This window comes from Bradyrhizobium sp. LA6.1, assembly GCF_040547805.1.
Lineage (GTDB): Bacteria > Pseudomonadota > Alphaproteobacteria > Rhizobiales > Xanthobacteraceae > Bradyrhizobium > Bradyrhizobium barranii.
In genome coordinates, this window is sequence record NZ_JBEPQK010000024.1 from 123,286 (window position 1) to 133,851 (window position 10,566).

Annotated in this window: 12 protein-coding genes and 1 pseudogene; 4 read left to right on the forward strand and 9 right to left on the reverse strand. The window is 64.7% G+C overall.

Annotated features, from left to right (window positions below; all coding sequences use genetic code 11):
- Positions 1 to 134: 134 nt before the first annotated feature.
- The 4 genes from ABIB99_RS39175 to fliI form a co-directional block, all read right to left on the reverse strand.
- Complete coding sequence (locus ABIB99_RS39175) at positions 135 to 1,196, reverse strand: anti-sigma factor (protein WP_354181081.1); 1,062 nt, start codon at positions 1,194 to 1,196, stop codon at positions 135 to 137.
- Positions 1,197 to 1,233: 37 nt separating this feature from the next.
- Positions 1,234 to 1,779 (reverse strand): sigma-70 family RNA polymerase sigma factor, encoded by a 546-nt coding sequence (locus tag ABIB99_RS39180; protein WP_063985397.1) that lies wholly within the window; start codon positions 1,777 to 1,779, stop codon positions 1,234 to 1,236.
- A gap of 180 nt (positions 1,780 to 1,959) precedes the next feature.
- Positions 1,960 to 2,379, reverse strand: a complete 420-nt coding sequence (gene fliJ / locus ABIB99_RS39185; protein WP_008138882.1) for a flagellar export protein FliJ — start codon at positions 2,377 to 2,379, stop codon at positions 1,960 to 1,962.
- A 121-nt stretch (positions 2,380 to 2,500) separates the two neighbouring features.
- Complete coding sequence (gene fliI / locus ABIB99_RS39190; RefSeq protein WP_085403223.1) at positions 2,501 to 3,826, reverse strand: flagellar protein export ATPase FliI; 1,326 nt, start codon at positions 3,824 to 3,826, stop codon at positions 2,501 to 2,503.
- Between the two features lie 431 nt (positions 3,827 to 4,257).
- Here fliI and ctrA point away from each other — a divergent pair, with 431 nt between their 5' ends.
- The 4 genes from ctrA (at position 4,258) to ABIB99_RS39210 (ending at position 7,083) form a co-directional block, all read left to right on the forward strand.
- A complete protein-coding gene (gene ctrA / locus ABIB99_RS39195) occupies positions 4,258 to 4,959 on the forward strand; it encodes a response regulator transcription factor CtrA (RefSeq protein WP_008138878.1) in 702 nt (233 codons plus the stop codon).
- Between the two features lie 170 nt (positions 4,960 to 5,129).
- On the forward strand, positions 5,130 to 5,534 hold the full coding sequence (locus ABIB99_RS39200; protein ID WP_014497691.1) for a DUF350 domain-containing protein: 405 nt from the start codon (positions 5,130 to 5,132) through the stop codon (positions 5,532 to 5,534).
- A gap of 1 nt (position 5,535) precedes the next feature.
- On the forward strand, positions 5,536 to 5,919 hold the full coding sequence (locus ABIB99_RS39205) for a hypothetical protein (protein WP_063985398.1): 384 nt from the start codon (positions 5,536 to 5,538) through the stop codon (positions 5,917 to 5,919).
- 3 nt (positions 5,920 to 5,922) lie between these two features.
- On the forward strand, positions 5,923 to 7,083 hold the full coding sequence (locus ABIB99_RS39210; RefSeq protein WP_166082027.1) for a glutathionylspermidine synthase family protein: 1,161 nt from the start codon (positions 5,923 to 5,925) through the stop codon (positions 7,081 to 7,083).
- Positions 7,084 to 7,139: 56 nt separating this feature from the next.
- Here the strand turns inward: ABIB99_RS39210 and ABIB99_RS39215 are convergent, their stop codons facing one another.
- From ABIB99_RS39215 to ABIB99_RS39235, 5 genes and pseudogenes are all read right to left on the reverse strand, one after another.
- Positions 7,140 to 7,580 (reverse strand): hypothetical protein, encoded by a 441-nt coding sequence (locus ABIB99_RS39215; RefSeq protein WP_240537545.1) that lies wholly within the window; start codon positions 7,578 to 7,580, stop codon positions 7,140 to 7,142.
- 297 nt (positions 7,581 to 7,877) lie between these two features.
- Positions 7,878 to 8,750 (reverse strand): CheR family methyltransferase, encoded by an 873-nt coding sequence (locus tag ABIB99_RS39220; protein ID WP_354181086.1) that lies wholly within the window; start codon positions 8,748 to 8,750, stop codon positions 7,878 to 7,880.
- Positions 8,747 to 9,934 (reverse strand): protein-glutamate methylesterase/protein-glutamine glutaminase, encoded by a 1,188-nt coding sequence (locus tag ABIB99_RS39225; RefSeq protein ID WP_063979739.1) that lies wholly within the window; start codon positions 9,932 to 9,934, stop codon positions 8,747 to 8,749. Before ABIB99_RS39225 ends, ABIB99_RS39220 begins: the two co-directional genes overlap by 4 nt.
- A 74-nt stretch (positions 9,935 to 10,008) precedes the next feature.
- Positions 10,009 to 10,374, reverse strand: a complete 366-nt coding sequence (locus ABIB99_RS39230; RefSeq protein ID WP_007600538.1) for a response regulator — start codon at positions 10,372 to 10,374, stop codon at positions 10,009 to 10,011.
- Between the two features lie 72 nt (positions 10,375 to 10,446).
- Positions 10,447 to 10,566, reverse strand: a pseudogene (locus tag ABIB99_RS39235) (chemotaxis protein CheW); the annotation flags it as partial.

The following is a 10,566-nucleotide window of genomic DNA, read 5'->3' on the forward strand; positions in this document are numbered from 1 at the left end:
TTGACGCCGTGGATTGCGGGGAGGTTCAACGCGGGAGTGGATTCGGCGGGACTTGTCGGGTTGCGACGGCTGGACGGACCTTGGCGACGGTCGAGCGCCGTGTGCGCTCCATCCGGGCTACGGCGCCACGACACCTACTTCTTCGCGGGCGCCTGCGGCTGAGACGGCGGCACGGTCTCGATCAGCTTGCCGGAAAACACCGGAGCCGAGGTCGGCTGGCCGTTGGGCGAGCCGCCGGCCTGCTCGACGGTGACGGCGTAGGTCGCACCGTTGACGACCTCGGGATCGAAGGAGCCGAGCACCGGGCGCGCGGTGAAATCGCCCGCGCCAATCACGCCAAGCGAGCGCGGACGCGGCAGCTTGTCGGAGATCAGCCAGAGCTCGAAGCTCTTGCCGGCCTCCGGAGTCGCGCCGACCTTGCGCACGGTGAAATTCCGCGTCGCGCCGTCGACGGTGAGGATGAAGGCGGGACCGCCGCCCTGGCCCTGCAACAGCGCGACATATTGCGCAGCAGCCGTGAGCGGCGCCGCCGGCGTCTTCACTTCCACCGTCTGGATGCGCGGCGCCGGGCGCAAGCCGCCCGGCAGCGCATCGGGCTGGAAGATCTGAAGCGACAGCGTCACCAGCAGTGCAGCCGCAAGCGCGCCCACCGCGGAGGCGATCGTGCGCCAGCGTTTCACGCGGCCCTCGAGCCGGATGACATTGCTGTTGTCGGCGACCGGCGCCGGCGGCGCGCGCGCGACGTCAGGATCGGGTGCATGGACCTGCGGCATGAATATCGGCGCGATGTCGGGAAGCGCATCGGGTGCCGGCCGCGCCGTCCCGGGCTGCTCTGCTTCGGAAGGCTGCAGCTCCGATTGCGGCACGGCGTCCGGCGCCAGCTCGGGCGGTGCAGCTTCGATCGAGGAGGACTCGGGCACAGGTGGCGGCGGCGGCGAAGCTTCCGGCGCAGGCGTCTCCTGCGCAAAGTCCGTCCGCGCAAGCTCGGACCGGATGTTCTCCCACACGATCGGACGCGGTTCGACCGAGCCGACCATCTGGTTGAGGACGCCGAGCCGGTAAGCCCAGGCCTGCACGACATCGGCGAACGCCTTGTCCACGGCCATCATGGTCTCGACCTGCACGCGCTCATCGGCGTCGAGCGTACCGAGCGCATATTCCGCGGCGAGCGCGATATGGTCCTCCGTGTAGGCCATCACTTCCAGTCCAGAACCACCCTCACAATGCGAGCCCTCATAGTCCGAGGCACTCGCGGATATCCAACATGCTGCGCCGGAGCCACGTCTTCACCGTGTTGACGGGCGCGGCGAATTTTTCCGCCAATTGCTCGCGGCTCCAGCCGTTGTAATAGGCGAGAAGCACGAGCCTCTGACGATCCGGCTCGAGCCGGCCGATGCATTCCAGGAGCCGCTTCAACTCCTCGGTCATCTCCCTCCGCGCCAGCGGATCGGGGCTGTCGGCAGCGACTTCCATCGCCTGCGGCTCTTCCTCGATGGAGACTTCCGTCTTCTTGCGCACGATGTCGATGGCGCGGTTGCGCGCGATCGATGCCATCCATGTGATCGGCGACGACAAGGCCGGATTGAACTGGCCGGCGCCGTTCCAGATCTTGACGTAGGTCTCCTGAATGACCTCCTCTGCGAGATCCTGTCGGCGCAAGATACGGAGCACGACGCCATAGAGTTTCGCGCGCGTGGCGACGTAGAGGCGCTCGAACGCGGCCTGATCGCCCCTGGCGACCGCCTCAATCAGCCCGACCAGCTCTGCTGGCGTCAGCATTCAGCCCCCCACGCACGGCCTGTCGCGTTCCGCGCGGGCCCTGGCACTCCGCTACCATAGCGCGCGGCAAAGCCCATCACCAAGGGGCGGCGCGCCACACTGTGGATAGCAAACGCGAAACCCGGACCTTGCGGGTCCGGGTTCGACGAATTCTCGGCTGTTGGACCGCTGGCTGCGCCGTCAGGCGACGGCGCCGATGCGGGCACGCATCAGGCCGATGCTGTCGAGGTCGGCCTGCTCGCGGGCGTTTTCTTCGGCGCGCTCGCGGGCCTGGTCACGCTCGTCGAGGAGCTCGACCTTCTTCAGTTCCTCGAAGGCTTCGGCCAGCGCGGCCTTGGCTTCGTCGAGCTGGCCCTTCAGTTCGTCGGCCGAGCGGGTCAGGTTCTCACGGCGCTGAATCGCGGCCTTGGCATAGGTCGGATAAGCGAAGTGCGAGGGATCGTTGATCCCGGCACGCTCCTGCTCGGTCGTGATCTCGCGTTCAAGATCGGTCGACATCCGCTGGAAGTCGGCGATCATGGTCTCGATCTGGGTGACCCGGCGGCGCTTCTCGTCGACCTGAAATTTCTTCAGGCGGATGAGGGTATCACGTGACTTCATCGACTCATACTCCCCAGAAGTCCCCTGGCTGCACGTGGGACGTCACCGGTCTCCCCACAGGCCCTGATAGGGCCAAGACCGGCTCTGCTACTCTGTGAGAGCGGATGATGACCTGACAAAGTTAGCGTTCCGTTTCCAAATCACCGAGGATTTGCGCCAACTGGCGGTAGCCGTCCGCCAGTGATGCATTTTCGTCCTTGCGCTGGCGCAGGAACGCCTCCAGCGGCTCGTGCAGCCGGATCGCCTCGTCGACCTCGGGGCTGGAGCCGGCCCGGTAGGCCCCGAGCCGGATCAATTCCTCCATGTCGGCATAGGTCGCCATCACCTGGCGGGCCCGCTGGATGGTCGGCCAGAACTGCGGATCGGCCGATTTCGGCATGGTGCGGGAGACGGATTTGAGGATGTTGATGGCGGGGTAACGGCCGCGCTCGGCGATCGAGCGCTGCATCACGATATGGCCGTCGAGGATGCCGCGGACGGCATCCGCGATCGGCTCGTTATGGTCGTCGCCATCGACCAGCACCGTGAAGATCGCGGTGATCGCCCCCTCGCCCAGGCCCGGCCCCGCGCGCTCCAGAAGCTTCGGCAACTCGGTGAACACGGTCGGCGTATAGCCCTTGGCGGTCGGCGGCTCGCCGGCGGACAGGCCGATCTCGCGCTGGGCCATGGCGAAGCGCGTGACCGAGTCCATCAGGCAGAGCACGTCCTTCTCTTCATCGCGAAAGTATTCGGCGACCGCGAGCGTCAGATAGGCGGCCTGGCGCCGCATCAGCGCCGGCTCGTCCGAGGTTGCGACCACCACGACCGAGCGCGCCAGGCCCTCCTCGCCGAGATCGTCCTGCAGGAATTCCTGGACCTCGCGGCCGCGTTCGCCGATCAGCCCGATGACGCTGACCGCGGCATCGACGTTGCGCGCGAGCATCGACAGCAGCACCGATTTACCGACACCGGACCCTGCGAAAATGCCCATGCGCTGGCCGCGGCAGCAGGTGAGGAACGTGTTCATCGCGCGCACGCCGAGATCGAGCGGGGCGCCGACGCGTTTGCGCGAATGCGCCGGCGGCGGCGAATTGCGGTATGGCATCGGCGCCGGGCCCTGCGGCAATGGCCCCTTGCCGTCGATCGGCTCGCCCAGCGCGTTGACGACGCGGCCGAGCCAGGCCGATGACGGACGCACTTGATTGGCGGCATTGGCGATGACGGCCTTGCAGCCGCGGCGCACCCCGTCCAAGCCGGCGAACGGCATCACGACAGCGTTGTTGCCGGAGAAGCCGATCACCTCGCAGGGAATGGAACGGTTCGCGCCGGTCTCGATCACGAGCCGCGCACCGACCGACATCGCGTGAATGGGTCCAGCCACTTCGACCATCAGGCCGCGAACGCCGACCACGCGGCCATAGATGTTGACGCCGTCGATGTCGCCGATCTGTTCGGCAAGAGCCTTCATCAGGGGCGCGCCTTTAATAAGAGGACCTTCATAAGGTGATCGCCTCCGATCCCGGGCTTCATGGCGAAAGACTTAAGTTTCGCCATATTTCTGAACGGCGCTTAACTTCGTGTTTACCCGCATCGTTAATCATTGCGTCACTGTCTTTGTGACTGAGCGTGACTCCCCTTCAGAAGAAGGCTGAGTCGCGGGAGTCGGTTAGGCCCGTCTCTTAAAGTGGAACTTGAACGGTACGGGGTGACAAAAGCTGCTTCGTGCGCAAGACCTTAGGGCGATTCGACAAAAATTGCACCGGGGGGACTTGCGTTCCAGAATCAGAGTTTGTTAACCATCTGTTGTCAGGATCCGAATCAGTTGTTCAAAGGCGTTTTGTTGAGTGCCGCGAATGCGGCCGACCTGACGCCCAGGAGCGGCGACTATGGGGAACTGGCATGCGCGTTTTGCTGATTGAAGATGACAGCGCCGTCGCGCAGTCGATCGAGCTGATGCTGAAGTCTGAGAGCTTCAACGTCTACACGACCGATTTGGGGGAAGAAGGCGTCGATCTCGGTAAGTTATACGATTACGACATTATTCTTCTCGACCTCAATCTGCCCGACATGTCCGGTTACGACGTGCTCAAGCAGCTTCGGGTCTCCAAGATCAAGACACCGATTCTGATCCTCTCCGGCCTCGCCGGCATCGAGGACAAGGTCAAGGGTCTCGGCGTCGGCGCCGACGACTACATGACCAAGCCCTTCCACAAGGACGAGCTGGTAGCCCGGATCCACGCGATCGTGCGCCGCTCCAAGGGTCACGCCCAGTCGGTCATCCAGACCGGCGACCTCGTCGTCAACCTCGACACCAAGACGGTGGAAGTCGGCGGCCAGCGCGTGCATCTGACCGGCAAGGAATACCAGATGCTGGAGCTCCTTTCGCTTCGCAAGGGTACGACCCTCACCAAGGAAATGTTCCTCAACCATCTCTATGGCGGCATGGACGAGCCGGAGCTGAAGATCATCGACGTCTTCATCTGCAAGCTCCGCAAGAAGCTCGCCAACGCTTCCGAGGGCCGCAACTTCATCGAGACCGTGTGGGGCCGCGGCTACGTGCTGCGCGAGCCGCACGAGCACGAAGAGCGCATTCCCGCCTGATCCCTGGGTTTACGTCGCGAGCCCCCGGGGCTCGCTCCTCCCAGCCTGGACCCCGCCGCAAATGGCGGGGTTTTGTTTTTTGGGGACGCCAACGCGGCCTCATCGTCCTTGCGCCATTGAACCGCTATCCTCCCCCCGCCGACGAATGGTCGCTGCACGATGGGGGAACGATGATCCTGCAATCACTGGCCGGCCTGCCCGCCTTCCTGGTCTATTTCTGCACCGGCCTGATCGCGATCGTGGCGTATCTGTTCGTCTACACCCGCATCACTCCGCACAATGAGTTCCAGCTCATCCGCGACAACGAGCCGGCCGCCGCGATCGCGCTCGGCCTCAGCCTGCTCGGCTTCGTGGCGCCATTGGTCAGCGCGATCGCGCATTCGGCCAATGTGCTGGACTGCCTGATCTGGGCGGTCATCGCGTTGATCGTGCAGATCATCGTGCTCTTTCTGGTGAAGGTCCCGGTGCCGAACCTGTCGGCGCGGATTGCCGCAGGCGAGCTTGCGCCGGCGATCTGGCTCGGGCTGTCCTCGCTCGCGGCGGGCCTGTTGAACGCCGCCTGCATGATCTACTGACATGGCCAAACCCTCCAAAAAGGAGTTCGGCAAGCGCCGGCCGGCGCCCGTGGCGCCGCCATCGGGGCCGCCGGTGAAGCGCTCCGGCCATGTCGCGCTGCTGGTGATGGGCACGATCGCGGTTGGCACCACCGCCTACACGCTGATGCCGCGGCAGCACTGCGAACCCTCGCCCGGAGCCGTGCCGGGCCAGACGACCACGACGTGCAGCAGTAGCAGCAGTTCATCGGGCGGCAGCAGCTCGCGCTGGTCGTCGCGATCGAGCTTCTTCAGCAGCGATTCCTCGAGCCATTCCTCATCGGGAACCTCTTCGGACTCAGGCTCCAGCAGCGTGAGCCGTGGCGGCTTTGGCTCGTTCGGCCATGGCTTCTCGGGCGGCGGCTGATCCATGCGACGCATCGTCTGCCCCGAGCGCGACGACTGGCGGCAGACCGCCGAACAATGCGGCTTCGCCTTCCACACCATCGACGGCGAACGCTATTGGGACGAGAGCGCCTATTACGCCTTCACGCTCGACGAGATCGAGCGCGGCATCGAGACGCCGACAGCCGAGATCGACGCGATGTGCCTGGAGCTTGCCGGCCGCGTGATCGGTGACGAGCGCTATCTGCGACGCTTGAAGATTCCGGAGGCGTTCTGGAGCTTGATCGCCGAGAGCTGGGAGCGCGACGACCGCAGCCTCTATGGCCGGCTCGATCTGAAGTTCGACGGACAGTCGCCTGCAAAGCTGCTCGAATACAACGCGGATACGCCGACCTCGATCTTCGAGGCTGCGGTGTTTCAATGGACCTGGCTCGAACAGGCGATCGAACGCCGCATCATTCCGGCGCGTGCCGACCAGTTCAACTCCATCCACGAGCGGCTGATCGCGGCGTGGAAGGAGATTGCCGCAGGCCGCCATGTCCATCTCACCGGCACCACCGGCAACGAGGAAGACGCCGGCACGCTCGCTTATCTCGAGGACACCGCGCGCCAGGCGGGGCTCTCGACCAGGATGCTCGACATCGAGGAGATCGGCTGGCGCGACGAGCCTGGCGGCTTCGTCGATCTCGACGACGGCGACATCGCGTTCGCCTTCAAGCTCTATCCCTGGGAATGGATGTTCCACGACGCCTTCGGCGCCAAGCTGATGAGCGCGCCGACACGCTGGATCGAGCCGCCGTGGAAGGCGGTGCTCTCCAACAAGGGCATTTTGCCGCTGCTCTGGGAGATGTTTCCGAACCATCCCAATCTGCTGCCGGCCTTCTTCGAGGACGACGCGCGGGCAGCCGAGCTCGGCAGCTCCTACGTCCGCAAGCCGCTGCTGTCGCGCGAAGGCGCCAATGTCACGCTGGTGTCCGGAGGCATGCCGCTCGACGAGCAGGCAGGACCTTACGGCGCTGAAGGCTTCGTGCGGCAGGCACTGTCGCCGCTGCCGAATTTCTCGGGCTTCTATGTGGTGGTGGGAAGCTGGCTGGTGAACCACGAGCCGTGCGGCCTGTCGATCCGCGAGGACGAGAGCCCGATCACCGGCAACCGCTCGCGGTTTCTGCCGCATGCGATTTTGTGAAATGCGCTCGCGACCTCATCGGAACGGGACGCGAGCGCAGAGACTTGCGTGCTTACTCAGGGCGTCTTGACGATGAATCTCCCGTCGTAGAGGCCCGCGCCCTTGAAGCCGGCTTGCGCACTTTCGAAGCCGCCCGTGCCCGTCGCGTTTGCATACGCCCCGGTGCCTGACAGGATCGTGTATTCGCCTTTCGTCCGACCATCCTTGATCGCGCCGGCGTAGCGCGCCGTGATCGAGGATCCGTCGTCGAAGGTGTAGGTGCTGTAGCCGTAGATGGGTCCTGAGCCCTTGATCAGGTCGGCGGAGTGGACGAAGTCCTTCACCGCAACGCGGCCGTCCTTGAAGAAGGCAACGCCAAACATTTTGCCAGACATGACCGTCTGACCTTCGACGTTCGCGACCTCGGTGACCTTTAAGTCCATCGGCTTGGTGACAAGCTTGAATTCGAGGACCTGCTCGCCAGCGAGAGCAGTGGCGGGCAACGAAAGCGCCGCCAACAAGAAATACGAGGCACAAGACATTCGCATGGTATGTCCTCCTCAGTACAATTCATGATGGAATGGAATCCCGCCTCGGTTCGGCGGGACCATCGCCAGCATAGCACAACCATCAGATGCTGATCAGGGCCGCGATTGCATTGCATCGCGGCACGAGCTCTATTGCGCGGTAGTCGAGTAATCCGCAATGCTCAAACGCGTGTGAAGCGTCACGCACTCTGACGGAACGATATCCGCCAGTTGTTGCCGATCATTCGCGACGACGGCGTTCAGTGAGATTGCCTGTCGTTCGGCGAATCACCTCGCCGCGGCGACCTTCAGCGGCTGCGGCATCAATCCGCCCATCGGGCGGCCGGAGCGCGCGGGGTTGAGCTGATAGAGACCGCGGCGCTCGGTGATCGGGCGGAACGCGTCGGTGATGCCGACGACGGATTCGGCCGCGCCAAGCAGCAGCGTGCCGTCGGCTTCCAGTCCCTTCGCCATGCGCTCGAAAATCACGGCCTTCGTGTCCTGGTCGAAATAGATCAGGACGTTGCGGCAGAAGATCACGTCGAACGTGCCGAGATGGGAGAAGTCCTGCAACAGATTGAGCTGACGGAACTGCACCATCGCGCGAATGTCGGCATTGAGCTGCCAGAGCTCGCCGACTTGCGTGAAGTATTTCATCAGGTGCTGGATCGGCAGGCCGCGCTGCACCTCGAACTGGCTGTAGATGCCGGCCCTGGATTTCTCCAGCACCTCCTGCGACAGATCGGTGGCAACGATCTCGATGCGCCAGCCGGCGAAGGCCGCGCCCATCTCCTTCAGGCACATCGCGATTGAATAGGGCTCCTGCCCGGTCGACGAGGCCGCCGACCAGATGCGGAGCGACCTGCGCGCCGCGCGCGCCTGGAGCAGGCAAGGCAGGATGGTTTCGCGCAGGTGATCGAACGGGATCTTGTCGCGGTAGAAGAAGGTCTCGTTGGTGGTCATCGCTTCGACCACGTCGGTCGCAAGCCGGCCGTCGCCGTTCCTGATCTTCAGCACGAGATCGGGAATCCCGGGCAAGCTCGCCTTGCGGGCAAGCGGCAGCAGCCGGCTCTCGACGAGATACTGCTTGTCGGCGGAGAGATCGAGGCCGGAGCGCTCTTTCAGGAACTTGCGCAGATATTCGTAGTCAACCGGCGTCACGAGCGGTCTCCCGCGAACAGGCGGTTGACCTTGGCGCCGATCTGGTTGAGCGGCAGGATCGCCGCGCAGATGCCGGCATTGGCCGCCGCGCCCGGCATGCCCCAGACCACACTGGAGGCTTCGTCCTGCGCGATCACGTTGCCGCCGGCGGCGACGATGTCCTTGCCGCCGCGCATGCCGTCCGAGCCCATGCCCGTCAGGATCACCGAGAGGATGTTACCGTGCCAGATGTCGATGGCGGAGGTGAACAGCGGATCGACCGCGGGCTTGCAGAAATTGACGGCGGGACCGTCGTCGAGCGCGATCGCCGCGTCAGCGCCGCTGCGCACGACACGCATGTGCTTGCCGCCGGGCGCGAGGTAGATCCGTCCCGGCTTCACCGGCTCGCCGTCGACCGCCTCGGCCGCCGGCTTGCGGCTCGCGCGCGCCAGGTGCTCGGCGAGAATGGTGGTGAAGGTCGGCGGCATGTGCTGGGTGATCAGCACCGGGAAGCGGTCGATCACCGGGCCGAGCTCGGTGACGAGCGCCATCAGCGCCTGCGGACCGCCGGTCGAGGAGCCGATCAACAGCACCTTCGGTGCGTGGGCCGAGAACGGGCGCGTGGACAGCACCCCAGACGACGGCGCATGCAGGGTCGGTGCGGGCGCGGCGGGCCGCACGACAGCCGGCGCACGTGCAGCCGGGGTCGCTGGCGCCAGCGGCGGGCTCGCGACTGCGGGCCTGCGGCGCAGCCGCGCGCCGAGGTGACGGATCTTCTGGATCAGGTCGTGATGAAAGATGTCCGCGGCCGACGCTTCGCGTGTCGACTCCGGCTTCGGAATGTAGTCCGCCGCACCGAGCGACAGCGCCTTGAAGCTGATCTCCGCGTTACGGCGGGTCAGCGTCGAGGCCATGATGATGACGAGATCGCGCTTCTTCGCCAGCAGTTGCGGCAGCGCCGAGATGCCGTCGAGCTCGGGCATTTCGATGTCGAGCACGGCAACGTCGGGATTGATGCGTTCGAGCTGGTTGACCGCCTCGAGCCCGGTGCGCAGCGAGGCCGCGACCTCCATGTCATGCTCGGCACCGATCCAGCGCGAGATCAGACCGCGTATGACGACCGAGTCGTCGACGACCATCACCCGCAGCGGCCCGGCGTCGCGCGACGGACCCGTGGTCGAATTACCTGCGAACGCAACACTCATTACTCACCAACTCAGACTGAAACGGTTCAGTTGAAACAATCGCCGAAGGATCCGTTCAGCCTCCGGATGTTCGCTCAGATAAGCCCGACTTCCTGGAATTTCGCCGTCACGATGTCCTTGTCGAAGGGCTTCATGATGTATTCATTGGCGCCGGCGTGCAGCGCACGGGCGATGTGCGCGACGTCGTTCTCGGTGGTGCAGAACACCACCTTGGGCTGGTCACCGCCGGGCATCCGCCGGAGATGGCCAAGGAATTCGTAGCCGTCCATGACCGGCATGTTCCAGTCAAGCAGCACGGCATCGGGCAAGCCGCGCTTGCAGGCCTCCAGTGCCTTCTCACCGTCCTCGGCTTCGAGAATCTGGAAGTCGAGGCCCTCCAGGATCCGGCGCGCAACCTTGCGGATGACGCTGGAATCATCAACGACGAGACAAGTGCGCATGTGAACCTCTGCTTCCTACCCCCTTGTGGGGATACTTCCAATTGCGAGTCCGTCGGCGGCGATGCCGCCGTATCAGGCCGCCATCATCTCGGGCGCGAGCTCGAGGACGCGATCGACGTCGAGGACGACCATGAGCTGGCCGTCGAGGCGGTGGACGCCGCCGGCGAGCTTGGCCATGCGGGGATCGAGGTT

Bases quoted from the DNA above. Each gene is read 5' to 3' on its own strand.
- ABIB99_RS39230 (WP_007600538.1), bottom strand. From the start codon at position 10,374: ATGCGCACTTGTCTCGTCGTTGATGATTCCAGCGTCATCCGCAAGGTT.
- ABIB99_RS39175 (WP_354181081.1), bottom strand. From the start codon at position 1,196: ATGGCCTACACGGAGGACCATATCGCGCTCGCCGCGGAATATGCGCTC.
- ctrA (WP_008138878.1), top strand. From the start codon at position 4,258: ATGCGCGTTTTGCTGATTGAAGATGACAGCGCCGTCGCGCAGTCGATC.
- ABIB99_RS39210 (WP_166082027.1), top strand. From the start codon at position 5,923: ATGCGACGCATCGTCTGCCCCGAGCGCGACGACTGGCGGCAGACCGCC.
- ABIB99_RS39180 (WP_063985397.1), bottom strand. From the start codon at position 1,779: ATGCTGACGCCAGCAGAGCTGGTCGGGCTGATTGAGGCGGTCGCCAGG.
- ABIB99_RS39205 (WP_063985398.1), top strand. From the start codon at position 5,536: ATGGCCAAACCCTCCAAAAAGGAGTTCGGCAAGCGCCGGCCGGCGCCC.
- fliJ (WP_008138882.1), bottom strand. From the start codon at position 2,379: ATGAAGTCACGTGATACCCTCATCCGCCTGAAGAAATTTCAGGTCGAC.
- ABIB99_RS39200 (WP_014497691.1), top strand. From the start codon at position 5,130: ATGATCCTGCAATCACTGGCCGGCCTGCCCGCCTTCCTGGTCTATTTC.
- fliI (WP_085403223.1), bottom strand. From the start codon at position 3,826: ATGAAGGCTCTTGCCGAACAGATCGGCGACATCGACGGCGTCAACATC.
- ABIB99_RS39225 (WP_063979739.1), bottom strand. From the start codon at position 9,934: ATGAGTGTTGCGTTCGCAGGTAATTCGACCACGGGTCCGTCGCGCGAC.